This window comes from Velazquezella soli, from assembly GCF_977018685.1.
In genome coordinates this window covers 2925477-2949244 of sequence record NZ_CDRNXF010000004.1, presented here as the reverse complement: position 1 = coordinate 2949244, position 23768 = coordinate 2925477, and the positions used below count along the sequence as shown (strand labels likewise).

The 23768-nt window shown below is 52.3% G+C and carries 26 protein-coding genes; 20 read left to right on the top strand and 6 right to left on the bottom strand.

All coding sequences use genetic code 11. The features are described from left to right. Positions 1 to 58 precede the first annotated feature (58 nt). The 5 genes from AC0JZ8_RS17920 to AC0JZ8_RS17900 all read left to right on the top strand — a co-directional run bounded on the left by AC0JZ8_RS17920 (position 59) and on the right by AC0JZ8_RS17900 (position 4007). Positions 59 to 895, top strand: coding sequence for a hypothetical protein (locus tag AC0JZ8_RS17920; protein ID WP_471893091.1), 837 nt, complete (start codon positions 59 to 61; stop codon positions 893 to 895). A 168-nt stretch (positions 896 to 1063) separates the two neighbouring features. Next, a complete protein-coding gene (locus tag AC0JZ8_RS17915) occupies positions 1064 to 1678 on the top strand; it encodes a recombinase family protein (protein WP_471893090.1) in 615 nt (204 codons plus the stop codon). Between the two features lie 194 nt (positions 1679 to 1872). Then, the gene (locus AC0JZ8_RS17910) at positions 1873 to 2808 is read left to right on the top strand and encodes an STM4504/CBY_0614 family protein (RefSeq protein ID WP_471893089.1); all 936 of its coding nucleotides are present in this window, start codon (positions 1873 to 1875) and stop codon (positions 2806 to 2808) included. Beyond that, entirely contained in the window at positions 2805 to 3530 is a 726-nt protein-coding gene (locus tag AC0JZ8_RS17905) for a hypothetical protein (protein WP_471893088.1), read from the top strand. The genes AC0JZ8_RS17910 and AC0JZ8_RS17905 overlap by 4 nt, the downstream gene beginning before the upstream one ends. A 93-nt stretch (positions 3531 to 3623) precedes the next feature. After that, positions 3624 to 4007, top strand: a complete 384-nt coding sequence (locus AC0JZ8_RS17900; protein WP_471893087.1) for a hypothetical protein — start codon at positions 3624 to 3626, stop codon at positions 4005 to 4007. 543 nt (positions 4008 to 4550) lie between these two features. Here AC0JZ8_RS17900 and AC0JZ8_RS17895 read toward each other — a convergent pair. The 5 genes from AC0JZ8_RS17895 to AC0JZ8_RS17875 all read right to left on the bottom strand — a co-directional run bounded on the left by AC0JZ8_RS17895 (position 4551) and on the right by AC0JZ8_RS17875 (position 6972). Further along, a complete protein-coding gene (locus AC0JZ8_RS17895; RefSeq protein ID WP_471893086.1) occupies positions 4551 to 4988 on the bottom strand; it encodes a hypothetical protein in 438 nt (145 codons plus the stop codon). Positions 4989 to 4990: 2 nt separating this feature from the next. Continuing rightward, on the bottom strand, positions 4991 to 5275 hold the full coding sequence (locus AC0JZ8_RS17890) for a hypothetical protein (protein ID WP_471893085.1): 285 nt from the start codon (positions 5273 to 5275) through the stop codon (positions 4991 to 4993). A 95-nt stretch (positions 5276 to 5370) separates the two neighbouring features. Next, positions 5371 to 5988 carry a hypothetical protein gene (locus AC0JZ8_RS17885; protein ID WP_471893084.1) on the bottom strand — a complete coding sequence of 206 codons (618 nt, stop codon included), beginning with the start codon at positions 5986 to 5988 and terminating at the stop codon, positions 5371 to 5373. 325 nt (positions 5989 to 6313) lie between these two features. Further along, positions 6314 to 6721, bottom strand: coding sequence for a DUF5681 domain-containing protein (locus AC0JZ8_RS17880; protein ID WP_471893083.1), 408 nt, complete (start codon positions 6719 to 6721; stop codon positions 6314 to 6316). Continuing rightward, positions 6721 to 6972 carry a hypothetical protein gene (locus tag AC0JZ8_RS17875; RefSeq protein ID WP_471893082.1) on the bottom strand — a complete coding sequence of 84 codons (252 nt, stop codon included), beginning with the start codon at positions 6970 to 6972 and terminating at the stop codon, positions 6721 to 6723. The genes AC0JZ8_RS17880 and AC0JZ8_RS17875 overlap by 1 nt, the downstream gene beginning before the upstream one ends. 106 nt (positions 6973 to 7078) lie before the next feature. On the opposite strand from AC0JZ8_RS17875, the gene AC0JZ8_RS17870 reads away from it, so the two are divergent. Next, positions 7079 to 7516: a hypothetical protein gene (locus tag AC0JZ8_RS17870; protein ID WP_471893081.1), complete on the top strand. Its 438-nt coding sequence runs from the start codon at positions 7079 to 7081 to the stop codon at positions 7514 to 7516. A 94-nt stretch (positions 7517 to 7610) separates the two neighbouring features. After that, the gene (locus tag AC0JZ8_RS17865; RefSeq protein ID WP_471893080.1) at positions 7611 to 9056 is read left to right on the top strand and encodes a hypothetical protein; all 1446 of its coding nucleotides are present in this window, start codon (positions 7611 to 7613) and stop codon (positions 9054 to 9056) included. A 15-nt stretch (positions 9057 to 9071) separates the two neighbouring features. On the opposite strand, the gene AC0JZ8_RS17860 is transcribed toward AC0JZ8_RS17865, so the two are convergent. Then, complete coding sequence (locus tag AC0JZ8_RS17860) at positions 9072 to 9581, bottom strand: DUF6998 domain-containing protein (RefSeq protein WP_471893079.1); 510 nt, start codon at positions 9579 to 9581, stop codon at positions 9072 to 9074. A 153-nt stretch (positions 9582 to 9734) separates the two neighbouring features. On the opposite strand from AC0JZ8_RS17860, the gene AC0JZ8_RS17855 reads away from it, so the two are divergent. The 13 genes from AC0JZ8_RS17855 to AC0JZ8_RS17795 all read left to right on the top strand — a co-directional run bounded on the left by AC0JZ8_RS17855 (position 9735) and on the right by AC0JZ8_RS17795 (position 23720). Further along, positions 9735 to 11951: a portal protein gene (locus AC0JZ8_RS17855; RefSeq protein WP_471893078.1), complete on the top strand. Its 2217-nt coding sequence runs from the start codon at positions 9735 to 9737 to the stop codon at positions 11949 to 11951. A 3-nt stretch (positions 11952 to 11954) separates the two neighbouring features. Then, complete coding sequence (locus AC0JZ8_RS17850; protein WP_471893077.1) at positions 11955 to 12203, top strand: hypothetical protein; 249 nt, start codon at positions 11955 to 11957, stop codon at positions 12201 to 12203. Positions 12204 to 12262: 59 nt separating this feature from the next. After that, positions 12263 to 13276: a hypothetical protein gene (locus AC0JZ8_RS17845; RefSeq protein ID WP_471893076.1), complete on the top strand. Its 1014-nt coding sequence runs from the start codon at positions 12263 to 12265 to the stop codon at positions 13274 to 13276. Positions 13277 to 13289: 13 nt separating this feature from the next. Then, positions 13290 to 14240 (top strand): SU10 major capsid protein, encoded by a 951-nt coding sequence (locus AC0JZ8_RS17840; RefSeq protein ID WP_471893075.1) that lies wholly within the window; start codon positions 13290 to 13292, stop codon positions 14238 to 14240. 138 nt (positions 14241 to 14378) lie between these two features. Continuing rightward, a complete protein-coding gene (locus AC0JZ8_RS17835) occupies positions 14379 to 14609 on the top strand; it encodes a hypothetical protein (RefSeq protein ID WP_471893074.1) in 231 nt (76 codons plus the stop codon). Between the two features lie 2 nt (positions 14610 to 14611). Next, positions 14612 to 15208, top strand: a complete 597-nt coding sequence (locus tag AC0JZ8_RS17830; RefSeq protein ID WP_471893073.1) for a phage adaptor protein — start codon at positions 14612 to 14614, stop codon at positions 15206 to 15208. Continuing rightward, positions 15198 to 16727, top strand: coding sequence for a hypothetical protein (locus AC0JZ8_RS17825; protein WP_471893072.1), 1530 nt, complete (start codon positions 15198 to 15200; stop codon positions 16725 to 16727). Before AC0JZ8_RS17830 ends, AC0JZ8_RS17825 begins: the two co-directional genes overlap by 11 nt. 4 nt (positions 16728 to 16731) lie before the next feature. Continuing rightward, a complete protein-coding gene (locus AC0JZ8_RS17820; RefSeq protein ID WP_471893071.1) occupies positions 16732 to 17031 on the top strand; it encodes a hypothetical protein in 300 nt (99 codons plus the stop codon). Continuing rightward, on the top strand, positions 17031 to 17450 hold the full coding sequence (locus AC0JZ8_RS17815) for a hypothetical protein (RefSeq protein ID WP_471893070.1): 420 nt from the start codon (positions 17031 to 17033) through the stop codon (positions 17448 to 17450). Before AC0JZ8_RS17820 ends, AC0JZ8_RS17815 begins: the two co-directional genes overlap by 1 nt. 3 nt (positions 17451 to 17453) lie before the next feature. Continuing rightward, complete coding sequence (locus AC0JZ8_RS17810; RefSeq protein WP_471893069.1) at positions 17454 to 19499, top strand: tail fiber domain-containing protein; 2046 nt, start codon at positions 17454 to 17456, stop codon at positions 19497 to 19499. Continuing rightward, positions 19500 to 20879: a hypothetical protein gene (locus AC0JZ8_RS17805; RefSeq protein WP_471893068.1), complete on the top strand. Its 1380-nt coding sequence runs from the start codon at positions 19500 to 19502 to the stop codon at positions 20877 to 20879. Between the two features lie 50 nt (positions 20880 to 20929). Continuing rightward, positions 20930 to 21856, top strand: a complete 927-nt coding sequence (locus AC0JZ8_RS17800) for a phage tail tip lysozyme (protein ID WP_471893067.1) — start codon at positions 20930 to 20932, stop codon at positions 21854 to 21856. Further along, positions 21849 to 23720, top strand: a complete 1872-nt coding sequence (locus AC0JZ8_RS17795; RefSeq protein ID WP_471893066.1) for a hypothetical protein — start codon at positions 21849 to 21851, stop codon at positions 23718 to 23720. The genes AC0JZ8_RS17800 and AC0JZ8_RS17795 overlap by 8 nt, the downstream gene beginning before the upstream one ends. The last annotated feature ends 48 nt before the right edge of the window (positions 23721 to 23768 follow it).

Here is a 23768-nt window from a genome sequence, read left to right as displayed (position 1 = left end):
AGTTCCTACCATACCTCGAAGTGCCATTGTCACTCGACGAAACTGAATAGGTGACAGCATGAGCAAGCACGGCATCCTGATCGGTACAATCGCGATCACCATCGTCTACGTGATCGGAGTGTTAGTCCTCCACAATTGGGGCGGTGAAAACGAAGTCGTCTCGTATGTGAAATCCAAAGACCTCAACCTTGTTGGTGACTTCCTTGCAGGTGCGTTTAGCCCGCTGGCATTCTTGTGGCTGACCGCAACAGTTCTCATCCAATCCAAGGAGTTAAGTCTCCAAAGAGAGGAAATGAAAGAGAACCGCGTAGTTATGAAGGATCAGGCAGACGAAGCCAGAAAGCAGGCAGAGTTCCTTGGTGCCCAAACAGTCGCCATGCAAAAACAAACGGAACTTCTCACGGAGCAACAAAAGGCAACGAGTGATGCAACCGCCAGAAATTACAAACTGAGTCTGTTCGAAAAACGGTTTGATATCTACAAAAGGGTTGAAACAGAAGCCGACTACATAGAAGTAAACGGTCCTCGAAACAACTCTGAAATGGTTTTTCAGATTCTTTCTATTGAGTCATTGTTTGTCTTCAGTGAGGAAATAAGTCGATACCTTGCGCAGGTATCGAGAATATTATCGACACTGCATATTTTGGAGAGGCAAGCAGATAGGGTTCGTTTAGCGGAAGAAGGATTAACAGATGAAGAAAAGCAAGAGAAACTGGCATCACTTTCGGATAGGCGATCCAGCAATTACAAGCGTATGAGGCAGTTGATAAAAACCGAAACGCGGGTACGGAGGTTCAACGATTATCTAAATGTAACCGACAAGCCAGAAAGAACGACGCGGATCAACACGGTTTCAGCAGAGTTTGATTCACACGATACGGTAGAGGAGCGTTAGCGTAATTTACTGGCATCCACACCCAACAAAACCATAGAGCCCGCAGAAATCCAGAGCGGCGCATAGTAACGCCTTTCAAGGGCAAAGCGACCGTAAAGGCAGGTCGCAATCAAATCTTTTTGGCACTATTGACACACTAGGAGCGTAACGTGTCAGTGGAGAATGGGAATGCAGTTTGTCGCATACTATCGTGTCAGCACGCAGATGCAGGGCAAGTCGGGACTAGGGCTTGAAGCGCAGCGTAATGCAGTCGCAAACTTCCTCGGACAATGCCCGGTGATCGCGGAGTTCACAGAAGTTGAATCCGGCAAGCGCGATGATCGCCCACAATTGGAACTGGCGCTGGAGTTTGCGAAAGCGAACAAGGCCACACTGGTTATCGCAAAACTCGACCGTCTCTCTCGCGATGTCCATTTCATCAGCGGACTGCTCAAGCGCAACGTGCCGATTAAAGCTTGCGACATTCCCAACGCAGACAACTTCCAGTTCCACATAATGGCAGCAGTTGCCGAGAAGGAACGAGAGATGATCAGCGAGCGCACAAAGGTTGCCATCGCTGCAAAGATTGCTCGCGGCGAGAAGTGGGCAACAAACGATATCAAGATCGAACGCGCCAACAACTTTGCCAACGATATCGCAGAGACGATACAGACGCTCATAGACAGCGGAACAGACACGCCAGCAGCAATTGCACGCAGACTCAACGAGATGGGCGTAAAGACCCAACGCGGGGCAGAGTGGGGCGTTGGACAGGTAATCCGACTGCTCCACCGTCTAGCCTAGACCAAGGGGTACACCCCCATAGCGGTAGGAAACGTCTTTAGATCTGCTCGCCAACCTATTGGTCAATTTCTGCAAAGGTTTTGATGTCAGCAGGCTTCAGGGTGTTTGTATGGGTCGTTGACGCTTTTAAGTTGTGCGAATCATCGCATGCCTCCATGTTCGCCTCCGCGATACTTACGAGACAGAGTAAACCCATGGCGATCACCGATATTTTTTCTAAACGTCAGCGCAGAGCACGTGGCGAAGTGGTCGACACGTATCAATACGACCAGATTAGCGAAATGCTTCGCAACCAGGTGATGTACGCAGCTGACGACGCTTTGGGAGGGCGGCACGGGTCGATACATTACCATGAAGCTGCAGAAGCCTACAGATATGCCGTCGAGACGCTTAGGCGAGAGTATGGCGTTCAGTCTCTCTCTCCAAAAGCGAAGGGATACTATGACGAAATTGTAAATTTCTTTATAGATGTACGTGACGTGGAAAGGGCGCTCGACGTTGTCGAAATTCTCTGTCAGTTGGTTGATACAGTGGCCAGCGAAGACGGCTTTTACTATCGATCAGCCGTAGAGGCCCAACGTATTGCCGATGAGGCCCTTGAAGAGATCAATGCACGCTTCAAGCAGCACGGACTTGGGTATCAGTTCATAAGCGGCGAGATTGTTCGCGTAGATTCAGAACTGATCCATGCAGAAGTTGTCAAGCCTGCTCTTCGGCTGCTCAATGGCCAAGAGTATGCTGGTCCACAGGAGGAGTTTCTTGCTGCTCACCAGCATTATCGCCACGGTAACAACAAGGAAGCCCTTGTCGACTGCTTAAAAGCTTTTGAAAGCACGATGAAGGCTATCTGCGACAAGCGTGGTTGGGAGCGTGACCCTAGTGCGACTGCGAGCCAACTGATCAAGCTGCTGTTCGAAAAAGGGTTGGTGCCTACGTTCTGGCAGACGCAGATCAACGCGCTCAAGAGCAGTCTCGAAAGCGCAGTGCCTACCGGTCGAAACAAGTTGGCTGGGCATGGCCAAGGCAGTGAGCCGGTTGCCGTACCTGACTACTTGGCTGGATATATGCTCCACATGACGGCTTCAACAATCCTGTTTCTGGTAGAAGCCGAAGAGACGCTCCAACAATGAGTTTGCGCAAACCGGATTTTCAGGAACTAGCAACCGCTTTCACCCTGCTTCTTTTGATGGCGGCACTCGCGACGATTTCGAACGTGAATGGAACGGCCCGGGTCGTCGGGAGACGTTTTTTCTCAGTGCTGATCCCGGGTGACGTTGTAGACATCGCGGCGACAAGCATGATGTTTATTATTTTCTCAGGCCTCCTCGGTCTCATTGGTTTAGTCTTCTACCTTTCTCGGCGCCTTTCGTCCGCTCTTCATTCTAGCGCAGGTAAGATTTCGCTTGTCGGTATGCTCATTCTTACTTTTGGGGTATCCGTTTATTGGTCTCGGGGTCTTGATGTAACTTCCAACTTTGTGGCTCTAATTGCGAACTATATAACTTATGGAGCAGTCATAATTTGGGGGGCCTCGATTCCACAAAGGTCCGGCCTGATGACGACGTTGTTCGTTGGTATGGTGGTGATCAGCGTGATCTTAGTCAATCAACAAACCGGCAGAGCATCGGCGCTTCAGTCATTAAAGGGCGAGCAAAATCGTGCGCATATCGTCACGACCGACCGCATCTACGTGAATGCTGCCCTCATAACATTATACCGGCACGGGGCCTTAATTAAATCGGGCAGCGACATCATCTATTACCCTTCCGATAAGATCGTTCGAATTTCGAAAGCTTATGACCCAAGTCGTCGCTGCGACTGGCTGTTGAAAATGCTCGAAGCGTGCGACTGACAAACAGGAAATCTTCGGTCGCAACGGCAACCAGAAGGCTATTGATAGACCAGTACGGCAGCAATGGCGCTGCCGGTACAAGGTAGATCGAAAATGACGAACGCACTGGAACTTCTCAAGTCGGCAGCAACCACCGGCAACGTTGGCGGTAAGAACCCACTCGATATCTTCTACAGCAAAGTCGATACGCAGATTGCTTTCGCCAAGCAGGTTAAAGAAGGCAAGGACATCAACACCCGCAGCCTGTGGTTCCGCAAGGACGGTGCAACGTATGTTGTGCGAGTCGGACGCAATGCGCTTGAGATCGCGGGCAGCAAGTTGTTCCGGGCAAACGATCTCGACGCCGTTGTTGAACTCCTGACGGCGGCTAAGATGGCCGTGCAGCAGGACAAGAAACTGCAAGATGCCATCGCACTCCACAGCATGGAGCGCAGCGAGCGGTTGAAGAAGGGTCGGGCGAAAGCCAAAGCCAAGTAACCAAACGGTCTGATTGCGCAATCGGACTTAGCCTCACTGGAAACAGTGGGGCTTCTCCATGTCTGGCATTCTAGCGCAGCCACACAGGGGTCGTGTAGCGCAGCGGACAGGTGGGCGAGTACAAGGCTGTACGCCAGCCACGGCACGCGCTGTTGACCCGCTATGACAACAGCAGCAGCGGCTAACATGCGTGGAAGCTTGCGGGATCGTAAAGGGTCAGTGAGGTGTGCCAGGTGCAGCGGGCATACTGGTAGCGCAGATGCCGTGTATCGCAGCCAGTGACGCGCTGTGGGGCGGCAAGGCGTATTTGCGAGGGGAAGGGTCTGGATATACGCATGACCCCCTACACCCCCTGTGCGCAGCGGCAGAAAGATAGATCTGTGTAGTTTCCTAGCGGCTCATTTCTGAGATTTGTTTCAGGATCGTCCCACGGAGTCAGTTCTCGGAAACGGAGACCTCGAAATTTTGGCGGCACTCTCTCAAAAACATTTGACCCCCGACACGTTTCCGTATCGAGGGCCATTATTTGTCTCGTCTTACTGACTAGTGTTCCGCCAGTTTGAACCGCATTGCGTCGGCGTTTCCGGCGGCGTCATCCCGGAACGTTGCGATAATAATCCGCTGCGCGTCCCAGCTGCCATCCAGTTCAACCTCGATGAATTGACCCTCGGGGTAGAGTCTGCGCCAGTCATGGATGATGTCCCTGTCAAACGACCCGGATTCCTCCTCTGCTCCTTGATCGAAGGCCCAAAAAGTTGGCAGCATCTCGTAACTTACGAGCACGTCATGGAAATGCTTCGGGTCAACCGGGTTTCCGTGCGGCTCGTCTAAATTACTCTCGTACGATACGAAGATTGGACGCCGTCGTTGTTTCTCGAAAATGTCGACGGATATATCGTACATTCGCTGGGAAAAACGACTCTCGATGATCTCGCAGATCTCACTCCAACTCGTGTTGATCAATTCAAGGTTCTTGCGCATGATCAGCCTCTTCTACGTTCTGCCAGCATGGCCCTGAATTCATCGAGAACACTGTTATCGCCGCCCATGAAGCGATCGTGCGGCTCAATGTCGCCAGCAACCGCGCCCTGATAGATCGGATTGCGTGCAAGCAATTCGAGCGGGACGTCGCTGTCGAGGATCATTTGCAGTGCCACCATCTGGCAACGCAACGCATCGATTTGATCGTTGATCGGCGGATAAAGCTGGGCTTGTTTCTGGTGATTGCGGAGTGCTTGTTCCGCATCTGCGATAATATCGCTGAGCATGTAGTTTCCTTTCGTTGAACACAGTTGTCCGTTCGCGCTCGCGGCGCGTTTCAGGTCGATTAGCGACGGGGCTCTCGCCCCGCCTCTAGTTCATGTTAGGATTTGTTGACCCAGCCTTGCTTCAATGCGTGATATGCGAACGGCGTGACCTTCCCGATATCGGCATGGCCGCATCGATCCTCAAAGGTGCCGTCCTCGTCGCGAGGATCAAAGCCGTAGGTGCTACCACTGTAGAACGCGAATTTCGTTCCATCGCCATCGGGGTTACCGTCATCGGGAATGAAGCACAAAAACTCGTCTTCGTAGCCGTCATGGTCGTGCCACACGAGAACAAGTTCGTTGCCCTCGTAAACTTCATACGACTGCCCGTACTGGCCGGGAACAAATTCAATTCGAAGATCGAAAGCTTTTCCAAACATCGCATCGATTGCCAGCCCGCTCTCATGCAGCAGATCATCGCCCTCAATAATCAGCCGGTCTTTTTCTTCGGGTGGTTTCACCGGAACCCAGACACGAGAGGTGTCGAGTTCCATGAATGTCTCATAGCCAATCTGTGCCAATGCGGTGTAGGTCTTGGGGCGCTTTTTACTCGCCTTGGTCTGAAACCAAGTCATGAGTGAAACGCCGTTTAGAATGACGTTTACGGCCTCGCCATCGGCCGCGAAAATGCGCCGTTGAGGGACAAGTTGGATGTTCCGTTCGATTTTAGACATGTTGCTCCGTTCTCGCCACTTAGGGCAAGTTACGCAGTCGCAGTGAGGGCATGAACTGACACCCATGCGCTAGCCTATGGGCACAGTTTACCTGTCACGCAAAAGCGTGTTTCGACAAATTCGGGAATTGTCGGAAGCAGCAACAAGGATCGGTTGCCGTCGCTTGGGCCCTTTGCAAGAGGGCTTTAAAAGACACTTGCACCTGAAACGGTGGACGGCTTATGCCGTGGGCCTATCGTTTGCCAGCCCCGGGCGAGTGTCTCTTCTGACAGACGCAACCCTATCTTTTTCCAGCCCCGAACGCAAGCTGATCGTTAATTTAAGGTTAATGCAGACTGTCCGGGTCGCTCTCGATTTCCGTCACATCATCCGGCGATGCCTCGATGACCGTTTGGCGGCTGTTCGCACGCGCTAGCCAGGACGCCGGGGAGGTGGTGACGTTTACGTCCACCTTTTGCTCCGTTGCTGCATCCGAGACGTTGATACGCATAATCGCCTTTGCGGCCTGCAATCGCACCATTTCGTTCGGGCTGTTATCGCGGAGATCGCGGAGCGTTTCGAGAGAGTCCATTGTCATGTAAGCCGCTGCCATCTTGATCTCTTTGGCAGTTGGTGGTCTGCCAGCAGCATTCCCCGATTGTCCCTTCTTGAAGCCAATCGTTTTGAGGTGAGCATGATGTTCCGGTGTTACCTTGAGCGTCTTCGCTGTCTCGGTTGTCGTTTTCTTTGGCATTATTCCTCCAACATTCTTCCGCCGATCTGCGAAACAAAAGTCAGGGCATCCGTGTCGTGCAGGAAGTCGAAACGCAGATAAGTGGCCGTCACTTCGTAGATGGTGAAATCCGAAATTTCGTTTCGAGTTAGCCATCCGCCAAAGCGTTTGTTTGCCCAATCGTGAATAGCGTTCACACGCGTTTCTTGATCAACGCTGTCATCGAACCATTCTTTGAGTTCTTGCTTTTTGTATCCACCAGCGATGTTCATGTGTACCTTCATGGGCTTTTAACCTTGCTCTTTTGCGAGTGATCGGATTTACCGATTATTTAAGCCCAGAACGCTTAGATCGGCGTCAAACGAAAAGGAGAGCATGATGAGCGACGACATTAGAGCGATGTTTGATAGTGCAGGAACAAATGCACCGGGACGCGGTGCAAGCGATCCGATATCAACGTTTAAAAAAGCAGCGAGAGCGCAGATCACTCGTGCGGAAGATACGTTAGGCAAAAAGACGATCAAAACGCCCGCACTCAACTGGTTTAAGTCGCGCAACGGCGAATACGTTGTTCAGCTGGGAAAGAAGCCTATTCCGGTCGGGAAACATTCGCACTGGTCGGCTTCCGATCTCGATGCGGTGATCAGACTGTTCAACGGCGCGATCAAGCTGGCCGATACTGATGCTGAGTTTCAGGCTGCAATCGTCAAGGCTGCTAAAGAGGCTTCGGCGAGAAAGGCAACGCTAAAAAATGCAGTCTCCACTACCGCACCAGCGGCCGTGAAGAAGACACGCAAAGCGAAGGCCAAAGCCTAACAAGAAGCCCCGGAAACGGGGCTTTTTTCGTTTGAGGCATCAACGAGCGTGCCGCCAATAAATATCGCCGGGTCCAACAACCGGTTGATAATTTATGACGACTACCAAACAGCAGTTAGAGGCCTTTGGCCAACTACTGGAAGACTTTCGCACCGACATTCCTCTCTTCTCGCACGTAATGTTCGGTTTCGACTTACGTCCCAAGCAGATCGAGTTTGCCGAAGCTTTCATGAAAAATGACCGCATCACCTTCAAGGGTGGTGTCGGATTCGGCAAAACGGCCGTGATGGCGGTCTGCATCTGGTGGGCGCTGTTTTGCTGCAAGGGCGATACGAAGGTTTCGATCTTCGGCCCAACGCAGAGCAACTTGGAAAACGGCATCTGGAACGAAGTCGAACTGTTTTATAACAAACTCGACCCTGTGTTTCAGGACATGTGGGACTTTACGGCGACTGCATGCGAACGCAAAGAGAATGGCGCAGCGTGTTGGGCGAGATGGCGCACAATTCCAGTCGATAAGATCGGTTCGATTGCCGGTCTGCACGCCGAGAACAATTTCATCTTTGTGGACGAAGCAGCAGACGTTCCAGACATCGCTTTTGAGAAAGCACTACAGAACCACCTAACAACGGACATCAATCCGAAACTGATCCTCGTGAGCAACCCACGCCGAGCCGCTGGGTTCTTCTACGATACGTGGGAAGGCGACATATCAAAGCAGTGGACGAAGGTTCACGGTCGCATGCAAGACAGCCCGCGAGTTACCGAGGAACACCTTGAGTACGCGGCGCTACAGTACAAGGGTAAAGGCTCCAACGATTACATAATCAACGTTGAAGGCGACTTCCCAACCGACAGCGAAGAAGGACTTATCCCGGCATCTCTGATCGAGTACGCAGTCGAGAACAAGGCGGCAGGATTACCAAGCCCGAGCCGCCCGAAAGTTTGGGGCGTTGATCCAGCTGGTCCAGGTCGCGACAGAACGGTTGTTGTCAAACGCCACGATAACTACATCTACGAAAATCCAATCGAATATCGCGGCCTGAACATCGTTCAGTTGTCCTACAAAATCCGCGACATGTATGTGGCTCTCCCACACAGCGAACGGCAAAACCTGATCATCGCGGTTGACGCTAACGGTCTGGGTCGCGGTCTATACGACAACCTCGTGCACTTTGGATTGCCGGTCCACAAAGTGACCACGCAGAGCAGTCCGACGAAAATCCGCAGTGCCAAAGAGCAGTTTGCAAAGCTTCGCGATCAATTGTGGTGGCAGGTGCGCGAGTGGTTCGAAACGGAAGACGTTTCGATTCCATACAACAAGGATTTGATCAAGGAATTGAAATCGCCAACGTGGGGATACGACAAGGGCGGTAAAACCAAGGTCGAAGGCAAAGACGAAATGAAGAAGCGTTTGAAGGTGTCGCCGGATTACGCGGACGCGCTCTGCTTGACGTTCGCTCCAGATGAGAAGCGATACATCGGCAAGTACTCATGGAACCAGCCGGTCGGCGGAACTAACCACTCGGCGTACGAATAAACTTATGTTTTTGCCCTATGCAGATATGATCAGCGAGTGGTCAACTATGGGAAGGCGCTGATCGGGGGGTATCTGCTCGTGGAAGCGGCGAATTTTCCCCCTTGCGACCGTCATCTGGTCGCGTTTCCACGGACCAGATGGGAGTTCTTGGATTGCGATATGCTCTGGACCGTTGAAGATGATTTCTCCGCATAAGTCGCGGAACTGGAAATCTAAAAAAATGAGATAATCGGCGCGAGTTTCAACTTTGCGAAATGCGGGACCACCGGAACGATTGGTGGCTTTGATTTGAACCGTTTTACGACCAACTTCGCTTTCGATGTAGCCATCGATGCCGGTGCCGCCTCCTGGTGTGAGAGTAATCCCAAATATTTTTGCCGCCACGACCTCACCGATGTCACCAACAAGCTTTCCGTCGAATGTGAAATCCACGCCCGGAACGGCGTAGTGGTCCTTAACTAGGTCGCGGGCGCGTACCAAATCTCGGATTACAGAAGGTAATGTGAAGAATATCTGTTGGCTCATGCACGTTCCCAAAATCTCACCACGTCAGCGATAGAAGTTCGTACATTTCTCTCTGAGCGTCCATGAAGAAACGAGGCTTTCCAAGCTTAAACAGTAAATAGGGAGTAACCACAGCCCAACGAGACGGCGGAACCCACCGCCGCGAAAGGTACGATGGCAAAAGACAAAAAGAAGTCAGTCAATGACTCCGATATCGCCAACAAACTAGCAATCTTGGCACAAGATGCCGTTGGTGTTTCAGCACAGAATATCGCCAACCGACATGAAGACGGCCTACGTGGGTATCAGCGTGAGGCGTTCGTCAACGACGACAAAATCAAAGGTCGATCCAAATACGTTGGACCGGAGATCACCACGCAGGTGGATTGGTCTGTAGCCAACGTCTTCCGCGTCTTCATGTCGATGCGGTATCCCGTAAGCTTTCAGCCAAACACTTCTAGCCCTCGTGATGTTGCCGTTGCCGAGCAAATGACAACGGTTCTCAACAACTTGCTGCGTGAACGCAACAAGCACGGTGCCTTGCTTCTCCAATGGCTCAAGAACGGCTTTATGACCGGCGTTAGCATCGCAACGGTGCGTATGACCTCGATCGAGGAAGAAAGCCTTCCGCAGATGATCAAGGGGCTAACCGATGAGGCGCTTGTTGAATATTACGACATGGAACAGGCCGGCAAGATTACAGATATTGAGGTAGGGGAGCCATATGATGCTCCAATGCCAGAACTACCGCCAGGTACTCCACCGGAGATGGTGGAAATCACGAAGGCCATGCTCCCAAAGGTACGCGATATCAAACTCCGACACGTTAAACGCAACCCTGACCTCTGCATCGACAACTTGCCCGTAGAAGACTTCATCGTCTCCAAAGACGCACGTATTTGCCAGAAGACCGGCGGTATTGCTGCCAAGCTGCAAGGCCATCGCCGCACAATGAGCCGCGACGATCTACGCGAGCAGGGCTTTGACGAAGACAAGATCGCGAAAATTCCATCGGCGACCGAGAAACAAGACGGCATCGCCTTACAGCGTAGCAAGATCACCGACTTCGATGACGGAACTAACGATGTCACCGACGATGTCACGATCTACGAAATCTATACAAAAATGAACATCGACGGCGCACGCGCTCGTCATTACCGTTTCACACTGGCAGGTGACCTATCAAGCAAGCCGATCCTTCTCGAAAAGCAGGAGGTCAGCAAATACTACCCGTATGCGCCTTTTGTCCCGTATCCGATCCCGAACACCCTTTTTGGGCAAAGCATGATCGACCGCATCGGTCAGGAACATAATTTTCTGAGTAAGTCCAAGCGGTTCGTGTTTGATAATCTTGCTGCGCACTCCAATCCGATCAAGGTTGTGAACCCGGAAATCACGAACGTTGATGATGTTCTAAACCTGTATCCGGGTGCTGTTGTGCGCTCGGCTGATCCCACTGGCGGCATTACCTATAACCAGCAGGCTTTCACTGGCGGGAACGCGATGAGCGTTATCGATGCCATCGGCCGTGAGTTGGAAAATTCCACCGGCGCTGGCCCCGGCATGATGGGTCTTGATACCGGCGATATGGTTGCTGAGACAGCGACAGGTGTAAGCAGCCGCAAAAACGCTGGCATGATCCTCATGGAAACGATCTGCCGTTGGTTTGCTGAGACTGGTTACTCTTACCTGATGAAGCTTTGTGTCGATGCCTTCGTGACCAATCCAGAGGACGCACAAACATACATCCAGCGTCTTACAGACGAGTACGTTCCAATCGTTATCGATGACTGGGACGCCGACATGGACGTTAGCGCGAACGTCGCCTTTGGTGTGATGAACAAGGATTTCAACTCGGTCGCGTTGAACCAGATCCTGCAGGAGCAGAAGCAGGCACAAATGACTGGTCTGGCCGGTCCAAAGGAAATCTACAATACTTTGATCAAAATCACCGAGAACGCGGGCTTTACTAACGTCCACGATTTCTACCTCGATCCGTCGAAGCAGCCACCACAACCGCCAGCACCGCAGCCACCCGATCCGGTCCAGATTCAAGCGCAGATCGCGCAACAGCAGTTGGAAATGCAGAAGCAAGAAGCCGACCGCAAGCACGACTTGGCACTTGCGAAGCTCAAAATCGATGATGATTTCCGTCGCGATGCTATGGCCCAAGACCTACGTATCAAAGAAGCGGAAATGAGCGGCAAATACGGCGCACAGGTCAATATTGCACGCATCAACGCAGAACAGGCACTCCGTCGAAACGATGTCGATATGGCACTAGCGCAGCAGGATGCGCAGAACCAAGCGATGGGTCATCTAGCAGCGATGCAACAGGCACCCGCTGCACAAGCGCAGCCACAGCAGCCACCGCCAATGCCGCAGGAGTAATCATTGAGCCAAGAAGTAATCGCACGCGCCGAAAGCGCACAACGCCTATTGGGTAATTCCGATTTCCTTGAAATTTTCGATCATGTGAAGCGCGAACTATTCGCGGAGTGGTCTGGTTGTCGCGATGGAGAAAAACTTAAAGAGATTCATACTGAAATGGTTGGAATGGATCGCTTGTTTAAAAAGATTGCAACATACCGGAACATCGCAACTCTCGTGCAGCACAATGAAAGCATGAAAGACGATCAATAAGAGCACCGAAATCTCGCGCGGAAATAAATAACATATCCGATTAACGCGAGTAAATAATAATGGAATCGACCAACAATCCCGACATGGGAACTGGTTTGTCCGTAGCAGACGCGGCAACACACATCGAACAACTTTTGGACTCCGACAATGGAACAACCGAAAAAGTAGATGCTGATCACGAAACCGAAGAGGTTTCAAACGTCGAAGTTGATGAAGCCACAGATGAGGTAGAGGAACAATCCGAAACGGACTCCGAAACCACAGAAGATGAAGAAACTGAGACGCAGGACAAAACAACTGAACCGGAAACGGATGAACTAAGCGACGACACACTCGTAGACGTACAGGGTGAAAAAAAGTCTCTTAGAGAAATTCGTGAAGGCTACATGCGCCAGTCCGACTACACGCGCAAGACTCAAGAACTAAAGCAGCATTTGAAGACGTATCAGGTGCAGCAGCAGGACATTAGTCTGGTTCGTGCAGAAGCACTACAGAAAATTGATTTGATGGCATATCAGATCAGCAGGGCTGTAGAGTTGGCAGAAGCACCAAGCGAACAACTGTTAGCAGATGATCCGCATGAGTATCTTCTTCAACAAAAACGATTCGAACGTCAGCAGGGTGCAATCCGTGCGCTACACGCTGAACATTCTGGCTTTATTGCGCAGAAGGAAAAAGCAGACGCCGAACAACTGACTCTAAGGCAAGTCGCTGCAAGAGATCAGTTGAACGAATGGCATCCAGAGTTTGCAGATGGAAAGACAGGCGATGGTCTGTTGATTGAAGTCGGCAAGTTTATGATCAGTGATCTCGGTTACACCGCAGACGAAATTAACCTGATCGATGATCCTCGTCATTTCCGCGCAATGTATCGTCTGTTCCAGTCGGAACAGCGTAAAAAGCAAGTTGCTAAGGTCGTCCCGCACTTTAACAAGAAGCCGCCGCTAACAGCGCCCGGCACTTCGACAAAGTCGCACAAGCAATCCAGCAACGGAGTTTCAAGCGACGTTCAAAAGGCAAAGCGAACCGGCTCACTAGATGATGCCGCAATCGCACTCAGCAAACTACTATAAGGAGAAGCCAAAAATGGCCGCATACACAAGTTACTCCGGCAAAAACATTGCCGAAGACGTTGATGGTGTTATCAACAACATCGACCCAACCGCAACCCCACTTTACTCTTCGCTGAAGAAGCGTTCAGTTGCCAACCGCAAGGTAGAATGGCTATCGGACGAGATTCGTCCATCGAACGCGCTTAATACAGTTCCAGAAGGTGCGAACAGCACTGACAGCGTTCTTTCTTCGCCAAAGCGCATCAACAACTACGTTCAGGAATTTCAGGGCGTTGTAAACGTTTCCGACATTGCTAACGCCGTTGACACAATCGGCTACAAGCAGGAACTCGGCTACAAACTAGGCCTCGAAGGCAGCGCAATCAAGCTAGACATCGAGACTGCGATTGTTGGCAACAACCCAAGTCGCCCGGGCGTCGAAATGGTCCAAGGTGGCCTGTTTGCTGGTATGGAATCTTGGATTTCTACAGCGGAATCGCACGGCGCTACCGGTACAAAGGGCGGCTTCGATGAAGCGACGCACCTTGTTGCTGCACCAAAAGACGGCACGTTGCGTGATCTAACTGAGGAACTTCTGCTCGACACGTTGCAGTTTTCTCACGTTGCGGGTGGCAAGCCATCGAAGATCATCGTTCCGGCTAACCTCAAGCGTGCGATCTCCCGCATGTCTGGCGATGCAGTTCGCAACATGGAAACGAAGGATCGCAAGGTAACGAACACTGTTTCGATCATCGAAGGCGACTTTGGTATCTACGAAGTTATGTACCACGACCGCGTCCGTGACCGTACCGTAATTGCATACGATCCAGACCTTTGGGAACTGGCTGTGTTGCAGGGCTTCAAGCAGAAGGATCTACCAGCTGGTGGTTCTTATCAGCGCAAGTTGCTCAACACCGTTGTATCGCTCGTTTGCAAAAACGAGAAGGGCAACGCGAAGATCGCTGACGTTCAGCGCAGCGCATAATTGACTATGGTGGGGGCTTTAAGCCCCCACTGCACCCAATAATAAAAACAGTAATGGTGCGCTTTGGACAAAAGAATTCTTTACCAGACTAAGCCCGACGGTACGCAAATTTGGTGGCATACAGACGGCGTTTTTATCATGATCGAGCACGTTGTGCCGGTCGATCAAATCGTCTCCGACAACAAGGCCGCGGAAGCAAATTTCAATAGGTCTGGACGCTTGAGCGATCTCGTCCACCAAGCAGAACTTCCAGCGCAGTTGTATTGGGATTTGCACGCCAAAGGCGTCACTGAGGATCGAGACGCGTTCAAGCGTTTCCTCAACGATCCTGACAACAAATATCTCCGCACTACGAATTTGAAGGTGTAACGATGGCACTTTTAAATTTCGACGACCTACAAGCGGCTATCGTGGACTTCTCTCCCGAGATTGCTCCAAGCGATCCGCTTGCGACGTTTATCGCGCTTGCAGAGAGCGATGTGTTTCCGCGCCTAAAGCATTACAAAGCCGAAACCACGGTCACGTTGACAACTTCCAATAATGCAATTTCCATTCCCGACAACAGCAACGAAATCCGCACGATACGCGTCGATGGCGTTATCCCGAAACTCGTCTCCGTGTACGGGTCCGAACTCTATGCGGGGGAAGTCGGCTATTTCCATTCTGGCGATAAACTCGTTTTCGTTCCGGCCAGCACGAAATCGCGCAAAGTCGAACTGACCTATTTTGCTCGTCCAGTCGCACTATCCGACACGGTAAGCACGAACTGGCTTCTAACGAAATTCCCCGCTGTCTATCTGCACGCATCCTTGGCACGCGCTTATCGCTGGCGTCAGAACGCAGACGCAGAGGCACGCGAAAAGCAGTCGCTTGAAGAAGCACTTGCCCTAGTAGCACTCGACCACAGGACGCGCACGCAGAGCGGCAACACGATTATCCTGAACGGAGGTAATCCATATGCTGCTTGATAGCACCTTTGGTCCGTGGCTTCCTGACATGCCGGATTATCAAAATCCCGGCGTCACCGTTGCCTATAACGTCTCACCTGCACCTGGCACTCAGCGCGGCGCAATTGCGTACGAACCCGTTTATGCGGCTAAGGCCTATTACGCGACTGCCAGCATGCCTAGCCGTCCGCTTGGCACAGCCGTGGGCAAGGACAAACTAGGCGTTGCCAAGGTCTACGCCGGTAACACCACTCAGCTTTGCAAGATCAATCCGGCGACATCGAACTGGCAGAACATCAGCCGTTCCGGGGCCTATACGACAGCCGAAGGTGAACGTTGGGAAAACACCGAGTACAACGGCAACGTCTTTTTCACCAACTATTCCAATGAACTCCAATGGATCGACAAGAACGTCGATACCCAATTCGCCAACGCGACGACGCTGGTAAAAGCCCGTCATATCGCCACGGTCAAAGACTTTGTGGTTGTCGGCAATACGTTCGACGCGCTCGACGGCGCAATGCCATTTCGCGTGCGCTGGTCTGGAATTGGATTGCCTTTGTCGTGGGACTTCTCGCAAACGACTGGCGCTGACTTTCAGGACATTGCTGGTTACGGGGCAATTCAAGCAATCGTTGGTGGCGAAGCTGGTTGGATCATTATGGAGAAGGCAGTCGTGAAGATGACCTTCATCGACTACCCATACTGGTTCCGTTTCGATCCGATTCCATTTTCCAAAGGCTGCACCGTTCCACAAAGCGTGTCAGAGCCAATCGAAGGCTTTACGTATTTTCTAGCGAATGACGGCTTTTACCGCATGAACGGTAACACCGGACAGACCGAAGCGATTGGCGCTGGTCAGATCGATGAGACCTTTTTGGCATCGGTTGATACCGGACAGTACAGTTGGATGACTGTCGCGGCCGATCCACGCAAGAAACTCGTTTACTGGTCGTACGTCAGCACAGACGCCGAAGATGGCACCCCAGATAAATTGCTGATCTACAACTACCAGACTGGTAGTTTCAGCCATGCCGACGCCACAGCGGATTTCGTTTTCAACGCTCTCTCGCTCCCTTGGACAATTGAAGCACTCGATGTGTTCGGATCGGTAGAGAACGTTCCAGCGTCGTTCGATAGCCCGATATGGGCAGGCGGCAACGCGATGCTTTGGGGCATGAAGAAGAACGGATCGGTTTGGGTTTTCTCTGGCGATACGCTCCCGGCGACTATTGAGACCGGCGAGATGTACTACGCCGATATCCTGCGTCAGGCCGAGCAAGGCAATTCGGATAAAGCCACGATTAAAGCTGTACGCGCCGTCTTTGATGGCGGTGGTGGTGCAAGCGTATCGATTGGTTCGCGCACGTTGTCGAATGACGACATCACTTACGTTCCCCGCAAGCAACTGCATCTGCACACGGGCTTTGCTTACTTCCGTGTAACCGACCGATATCACCGCTTTCGTCTTCGACTTAGCAGCGATTGGACAAAGGCAATGGGCCTTCAAATCGACGCTCAAAGTGCAGGATGGAGGTAAATAAATGCAGTTACCAAACAACCTCACCGACGAACGAACGCTCCGAATTGCACTGGAACAAATCGTACGTTCAATCTGGAATACAACGGGAACTGTGACGCTAAACGCAAGTGCGACGACCACAGTTGTGTCTAACAACAAAGTCAATCCAAACAGCGCGATCAGTCTCACAGCAATGACAGCAAATGCGGCAGCAGCGGTAGCGACTACATGGGTTGTGCCGGGAGATGGTCAATTTACCGTCAACCACGCAAACGCAACAACAACAAATCGAACGTACACCTATTCAATTATCGGAGTGTAATGGCAGTCAGGAAGATAGACAACGCAGACAAATTTCACAGTGAGATTGAGCGTTGTCTACCATGGCTGATAGAAGCACTCGCGTATTCCAATGATGAAACATCGATTAAGGATCTTTTAAAAGGCCTTGTCGAAAGAGACTACCAAATGTGGACCGCGAACAACGTCGCTTGCGTAACTGCGCTGACGAAGTGGGACGGTAAAGACGTTTGTTGCGCGTACATGGTTGGCGGTCAAAAGGGCCGGGCTTTACGAGAAACACTCGCGTCGTACCCAATCATTGAAGAGTACGCAAAACAAAAAGGTTGCGATGGGTTTCTCGCAATTGGGCGAAGCACATGGCGCAATGCACTAGCACGCGTCGGTTTCAAAGCAGTTCAACAAGACGGAGATGCCTTCGTATACTTTAAGGAAATCTAATCGATGGGTGGAGCACCAAAAGAACAAACAACAAAAGTCGAACCCTGGGATGGCGCAAAGCCATATTTGACTGACGTTTACAAGCAGTACAACGACTTGATTGCAGCTGGCGCACCTGCGCAGTGGAGCGGTTCAACCGTTGCGGATCAATCGGCGGCAACGAAGGCTGGTCAGACTGGCACTTATAATTATGCGAGCAACGCTGCCAACTCCAATATTCTAGGTCAGGCTTCGCAGACTGCCAACAATATCGCAAACGGCTCGGCTATCAGCCAGACCGGAAACAACGCATTGCAGTCGCTACTAGGCGGCGTGAATGTCGGCTCGAATCCAGCAGCGAACACCGTCAACGGTATTGCCAATGGTTCAAAGAACGGTCAGGCACCGGGAAGCGGAACAATCAACGCGGGTATGAACTATAGCGATCCATCGCTTAAGAACACCGCTGGCCTCGCTGGTTCACTTACCAACAACTACACCAATCCGGGTCTGGCTGCGACACAGAATGCGGCTGGCACGATTGCCAGTTCCTACACAAATCCGGGCGTTGCAGCCACACAAAACGCAATGCAGGGCGTGAATGCGAATTACGCAAATCCAGCTATACAACAGGCCGCAAACTCCAACAATTTCACGAACGCCGCAACCGGCTTGCAAACGCAACAGGCGAATGGTCTTGCCTCCGCGAACAATCCTGCATTGGCCAATCTACAGGCCACGGCTTCGGGCGCTAACATTGGGAAGAACGCTTATCTCGATCAGTCCGTTACCAACGCTACGCAGAAGATCGCGGACCAACTTGCGAACGTAACGAACCCACAGATCATGGGCGGTGCTGCTGGTGCTGGTCGTCTCGGATCGAACGCTTTTGCTTCGCAGCTGAACAATGCGCAGTCAGCAGCCGCAGACGCCATGACGAAAACCGCCACCGACATGTATGCGAACCAGTACAACACTGACGTTTCCAACATGCTCGGCGCTAACAGTCAGTACGGCAACTTCTACAACAGCGACGTTTCCAACCAGTTGAATGCGAATTCGGCTCTGGCTGGCACTTCCAATTCGCAACAGTCGCAGCGTTTGAACGGTACGCAACTCTACGGTGATCTCAATAACACCCAACAGGGCTTGCGCAATGATGGGTCAAACATTCTGCTAAACGGTGCCGGTCAACTAGGTAGTCAGTCCATCGCTCAGCAGGGCATGAACAACGATCTAACAGGACTGCGCTTGAACGCTGCCAATCAGCTGGGCAACCAGTCGGCAACTCAGCAGGGACTTCGCAACGATCAGACAAGTTTGATGCTTAACGCCAACGGCCAACTTAGCAGTCAGGCGCTTGCGCAGAATGGTCAGCGGTTGGACGCGGCGAATGCAGCTAACAGCCAGTACAATACCGACCGCAATTATCAGATGGCCGGTCTTGGTTTGCAGAACGACATGTATCAGCAGGGCGTCGCGAACCAATTCACCAATGCTGGCTTGAAGGCCGATGCTGCAAACTCACTGAACGGCAATCAGAATGCGCAGAATAACTTGTCGCTTGCTGGTGCTGCAATGGCTGGTCAGAACTACCAGAACGGTATGCTGCCTTATCAGTCCTTGCTTCAACTCGGCCAGAGCCAAGACGGTCGAAATCAGGACATTCTCAACAACACGATCCAGCGTTACGAACAGGCTCAACAGCAGCCGCTTACGAACCTTGGAAACTTTGCGAACCTGCTAAATGGCGGCGGATATTCGAACACGACGACGCCGGTATATTCGAACACTGGCAGTCAGATCATGGGCGGTATTTCGTCCGCTCTCGGCGCTCTTGCTTTGTTCTGCGATGCGCGTGCGAAGACAATCATCCGTCAGGTTGGCAAGCTGCCGACAACAGATGGCGCTACAATCCCGATGTACGAATTCACCTACAAGCACGACCCGGAGCAGACTGTTTATGTCGGTCCAGTCGCGCAGGAAGTCGAAGAAGTGTTGCCGGAGGCAGTGGCAGAGGTGGACGGCGTCAAGTTCGTTCTCGTGACCCCACTCATGGAGGCAATCTAAATGCTTATCGACTTTCTAGATCTTTTCCGAAAGCGTGTCGAAGGTGGCAACGGGGTCATCCCAGAGCCATCGGCGCAACCACAGGACAATATCAAGCCGCTTGGCGTGGCACCAGCGTCAGACGAACAAACACCGTTCTTGTCGGGAATGTTCGGTAGTGATCCATCGAAGCGCGAGGCACTAGGCCACTTCTTGCTGAATGGCGGTGCTGGTATGATGGCTGCTGGTGGTCCAAGTACTGACCCCGGCGCTTCTAGTTTCCTTGGTAACATGGGCAAGGGGCTGGCTGTTGGCGGGCAGGCCTATGCGAACTACGGAAAAGATCAGGTAGACAACGAGTACAAGCGTGCGCTGGTTGGGCAAGCGAAGGCAAAGCAGGAAGCCGCAGCGCAGCAGAAGCAGTTGATTTCGGGCTTGTTTGGCAACAGCGGTGAAGCTGGAACGTCTGCTCTAATGCCTTCGGGGTCCGGTTCGGCTGAACCTACTTCCGATCTCGCTGGCACGATCAATGCGCAGCGTAACAAGTTTGAAAAACTCTACACCGGACTGATGCAATTGAATCAGGGTGACGATGCACGCCCAGTGTTTGCTCAGATGAACCAACTCGACAACGAGATGGCGAAGAACGGCATGGTTTGGGATGGTGGAAAATACACGGCTGCTCCCGGCTACAACGAGGGTCTACGTTCCAGCGAAGCTGCAAAGGTCGCGGGTCAGGAAAGCGAACGTCTCACAGACGGCCAGCGTGAATACCGTTTCGATCAGCAAAATCCCGAATACGTTACGCCGCAAGAACAGAAGGCGCTTGATGATGCCGCTGCACGTAAGAGCAAGGTGTTTGGTACAGAGCAGGATATCCGCAAGGAGTACACGAGCAGCCCGATCTACAAGCGTTACGATAACGTCCGCGCATCTTACGACCGTATCCAGTCGGGTTCGCAGCGCGATTCCGGTGCTGGCGACCTTGGCGTCATCTACGGCTACATGAAGATGCTTGATCCGGGTTCGGTTGTTCGCGAAGGCGAATTTGCGACAGCGGAAAATGCGTCGGGTATCCCAACCTACGTTTCCAACCTTTACAACAAACTGCTCAACGGTGAGCGTTTGACCGGAGATCAGCGCAAGGAATTCGTTAGCGCGTCCAAAGACCTTTACGCGAAGGAAGCGGGTAAGATGGGCGAACTCAACACACAATTCCGAGACATCGCAACAGCGCAAAATCTCGATCCATCGAAGATCATCACCGAACCAAAAGACTACGAACCAAAGAGGCTTCCGTGGCCGAAAGTTGGTGAGTTACGAAAAACAGATGATGGTCGAACTGTTCGTTACAGAGGTGGCAATCCAAACGATTCAAAAAATTGGGAGGACTCGCTTTAAGCGCGTCTCGATAACTAATTAGAAGCCCGATTAACGGGACGAGGTGAATATTGGCTAAGCCATCATTGAACAGCAATGCGCTGTATGCGTATCAGTATTTTCAGGACAAATACAAACTCGCACCACATCAAGCGGCAGGCGTCGTCGGCAACTTGATGCAGGAAAGCACCTTCAACACCGGCGCACGAAACGCTGGTGACGGTAGCGATGGTTCAGACAGTATCGGTATCGGGCAGTGGAACGGTGCACGCGCTCGAAACCTACGAGCGTTCGGCGGCGACAACTACAACAACTTGGACACTCAGCTTGATTTCGTAATGCACGAGATGAACGGCGAGGGCGGTAAGAACGGCGCTGGGTCGGAACGTTACGCTTACAATCAGTTGATGAATGCCAAAGACGTTCACGGCGCAACCGCTGCGATGATTTCGTTCGAACGTCCATCGGGTTGGTCACAGAAGAACCCAACAGCCGGTCACGGTTTCGACAATCGCTTGTCATGGGCTGGTGAGGTCATGGGTTTGTCGCCGGATGAGATCGCGAAGGCCAGTCCATCCAGCGCCAGCATCGCTCCCCTTGCTATGGCACAGGCAAAGGCCACTCCAAACAATCCTGCAACGAGCGCGGCACAAGTGGCAACCGCTGCGCCTGACTTGTCGGTCTCGGAAAAACTTGGTTTCGGTAAGATGCCGGACAAAATTCTGGGCATGGATGTGAACAAGGGCATCAACGTTTTCGGCAATATGTCGAAGATGCTGGAGCAGCAGACGCAGGCCCAGAACCAACAAGCGCAGCAGACCGCACAAATGGGGCAAGCGCGCCGCGCAGGTGCTTCCGCTCCAATCGAGATTACTCCGGCACAGTCGGCAGTCATGCAATCTGGCGGCGTCGGTGCATCAGATCAAATGGAAGAATTGAAAAAGCGCATGTTGCTGGCTCGTATGCTGGGCAATGGCGGTGGAGGTTTGCTTGGCTAATCCGTGGGAAGAGAATTGGGCTGTTGAAGCAGCCGACGAGAAGAAAAAGAAGGGCAACAACCCATGGGACTTAGATTGGGATGCTCCACCGGAAGAAGCACCGGCCAAGGCCGTTGCGGCTAAGAAAGAGGATCAGTCCTATCAGGGATCGATTCTGCCGTTCTCCGTTGATGCAGCCGGTAACAAGTCGTTTGACAGCGATGCTGGCTTGCTCGGCGCGATCAAACGTTCGTTTATGCTTCCGGGTGATGCAATGGCCGGTAAGGTTGATCCGACCTCACAAGAGGGCATCGGCCGCGCATTGGAATTTGCCGGTACTATGGGCTTCGGCGGAACGAAGTTTGGGGGCAATGCCGCTGCACCTGCCGTTGTTGCTGATGAAGCGATTGAAGCAGCACCGCAAGCCTCGCGTGGCTTTGCTCCACTCAAGAAGTTGATCATCGGTGAGGCAGATGAACCGGCTTTGGTGCGTCAGCGCACGGAAGACCTACAGGCTATCGGAATTGAAAATCCTACAGTTGGTATGGTGGCAGGTTCGGAACGCGCTGCTTTGCGTGAACAGGCTCTTTCTCCTACCAGCAACCGTATTCAGGCTGCGCAGTCAGCTTCGAAAGATGCGGTCGAGAACTCGATTTCCACACTTGCAGAACGTATGGCAGCAAACACCAATCCCGCTGCTCGTCCAACCAGCAAAGCGGAATTAAGCCAAGCGTTGATCGATCAAGCCGATAAGGTTCGACAGGCCCAGGTCACGAAGGCAAACGAACGTTACGGCAAGGTCGGTGAGTTGACTGGCAACAGCGCAGCGGTCGGTGATAGCAGCCGCAAGGTTCTTGCCGGTCTACGCGAGGCGAAAAAGAGCCTCAGCAACAGTGCAAAGCTGACAGAAGGCCCGCAGTTGAACGAGGCGATCAAACACGCCGAAGCGGTCGTAAAGGACTTGGACAACGGCGCTACGTTCGAAACCATAAAAGAGGCACGGACATCGCTTGGCGCATTGACCAGCGATCGTTCCCTAAACCCCACGCTCAAAACGCACCTAAACGCCCTGAGAACTGCTCTCAGCGAGGATATGGGAGCAACGGCACGCACGACAAGCGACGAGGCTTTCACCGCGTGGAAGGCTGCCGATGACTTTTACAAGACGCACAAGGATGTCGATACCGGCTTTGGTCGTGGCTCCGATCCGTCAGCACTTTTAAACAAGAACGCCGATAACGCTTACGACTTCCTCATGGGCAAATCCAAAGCGGGCGCAGAGCGCATTCGCAATCTCAAAGGTCAGATCGTCCAAGAGGGCGGTGACGAGGTTTGGGATCGAGTGAAGGGTACGACGCTGTTGCGCGTTGCATCGGACAAATCTGGCACTGTTAGTGGTTCGACTTACGTTCGCAATTTCCGCCAGTTTGCACCAGAAGCAAAAGATGAGATTTGGGGTCCGATTGGTTCAGCCGAACGCGATCAGATGGAAACGATTGCGCGTGCAGCCGAGACACTGAAAAACTACGGCAGCAAGGCCAACCACAGCAACACCGAAAATCATCGTGCCGTCAAAGGCGAGTTCACTCGCGACAGTTTGCTAGCAGCGGCTGTCGTCGGTGGCGTCGGTTGGAAAGCCCTTGCTGGTGCTGCCGCCGTTAAAGGCATCAACGCTGTCAGTAAGGGCTACCAAGCCAAGATGCTGACAAATCCAGCAACTCGTGAATGGCTATCAGAGGTTCCCAAAACGGGCATCAAAAAGGGTGGCTTGACCACGCACGTTGACAAGCTGGTCGAGATGGGGCGTGCGACGAACGATCCAAGCATGCGAGTGGCAATCAACGAATATCTGCAGGCGGCAGGATACGAACAAAGAAACCGCTAACCGCGATAAATATGAGGTACGGGCAACGACCCGATCACCCAATAACAA

Bases quoted from the DNA above. Each gene is read 5' to 3' on its own strand.
- AC0JZ8_RS17865 (WP_471893080.1), top strand. From the start codon at position 7,611: ATGACGACTACCAAACAGCAGTTAGAGGCCTTTGGCCAACTACTGGAA.
- AC0JZ8_RS17845 (WP_471893076.1), top strand. From the start codon at position 12,263: ATGGAATCGACCAACAATCCCGACATGGGAACTGGTTTGTCCGTAGCA.
- AC0JZ8_RS17815 (WP_471893070.1), top strand. From the start codon at position 17,031: ATGGCAGTCAGGAAGATAGACAACGCAGACAAATTTCACAGTGAGATT.
- AC0JZ8_RS17805 (WP_471893068.1), top strand. From the start codon at position 19,500: ATGCTTATCGACTTTCTAGATCTTTTCCGAAAGCGTGTCGAAGGTGGC.
- AC0JZ8_RS17905 (WP_471893088.1), top strand. From the start codon at position 2,805: ATGAGTTTGCGCAAACCGGATTTTCAGGAACTAGCAACCGCTTTCACC.
- AC0JZ8_RS17880 (WP_471893083.1), bottom strand. From the start codon at position 6,721: ATGCCAAAGAAAACGACAACCGAGACAGCGAAGACGCTCAAGGTAACA.
- AC0JZ8_RS17875 (WP_471893082.1), bottom strand. From the start codon at position 6,972: ATGAACATCGCTGGTGGATACAAAAAGCAAGAACTCAAAGAATGGTTC.
- AC0JZ8_RS17895 (WP_471893086.1), bottom strand. From the start codon at position 4,988: ATGCGCAAGAACCTTGAATTGATCAACACGAGTTGGAGTGAGATCTGC.
- AC0JZ8_RS17910 (WP_471893089.1), top strand. From the start codon at position 1,873: ATGGCGATCACCGATATTTTTTCTAAACGTCAGCGCAGAGCACGTGGC.
- AC0JZ8_RS17885 (WP_471893084.1), bottom strand. From the start codon at position 5,988: ATGTCTAAAATCGAACGGAACATCCAACTTGTCCCTCAACGGCGCATT.
- AC0JZ8_RS17920 (WP_471893091.1), top strand. From the start codon at position 59: ATGAGCAAGCACGGCATCCTGATCGGTACAATCGCGATCACCATCGTC.
- AC0JZ8_RS17840 (WP_471893075.1), top strand. From the start codon at position 13,290: ATGGCCGCATACACAAGTTACTCCGGCAAAAACATTGCCGAAGACGTT.
- AC0JZ8_RS17825 (WP_471893072.1), top strand. From the start codon at position 15,198: ATGCTGCTTGATAGCACCTTTGGTCCGTGGCTTCCTGACATGCCGGAT.
- AC0JZ8_RS17870 (WP_471893081.1), top strand. From the start codon at position 7,079: ATGAGCGACGACATTAGAGCGATGTTTGATAGTGCAGGAACAAATGCA.
- AC0JZ8_RS17900 (WP_471893087.1), top strand. From the start codon at position 3,624: ATGACGAACGCACTGGAACTTCTCAAGTCGGCAGCAACCACCGGCAAC.
- AC0JZ8_RS17860 (WP_471893079.1), bottom strand. From the start codon at position 9,581: ATGAGCCAACAGATATTCTTCACATTACCTTCTGTAATCCGAGATTTG.
- AC0JZ8_RS17855 (WP_471893078.1), top strand. From the start codon at position 9,735: ATGGCAAAAGACAAAAAGAAGTCAGTCAATGACTCCGATATCGCCAAC.
- AC0JZ8_RS17810 (WP_471893069.1), top strand. From the start codon at position 17,454: ATGGGTGGAGCACCAAAAGAACAAACAACAAAAGTCGAACCCTGGGAT.
- AC0JZ8_RS17835 (WP_471893074.1), top strand. From the start codon at position 14,379: ATGATCGAGCACGTTGTGCCGGTCGATCAAATCGTCTCCGACAACAAG.
- AC0JZ8_RS17890 (WP_471893085.1), bottom strand. From the start codon at position 5,275: ATGCTCAGCGATATTATCGCAGATGCGGAACAAGCACTCCGCAATCAC.
- AC0JZ8_RS17830 (WP_471893073.1), top strand. From the start codon at position 14,612: ATGGCACTTTTAAATTTCGACGACCTACAAGCGGCTATCGTGGACTTC.
- AC0JZ8_RS17915 (WP_471893090.1), top strand. From the start codon at position 1,064: ATGCAGTTTGTCGCATACTATCGTGTCAGCACGCAGATGCAGGGCAAG.
- AC0JZ8_RS17820 (WP_471893071.1), top strand. From the start codon at position 16,732: ATGCAGTTACCAAACAACCTCACCGACGAACGAACGCTCCGAATTGCA.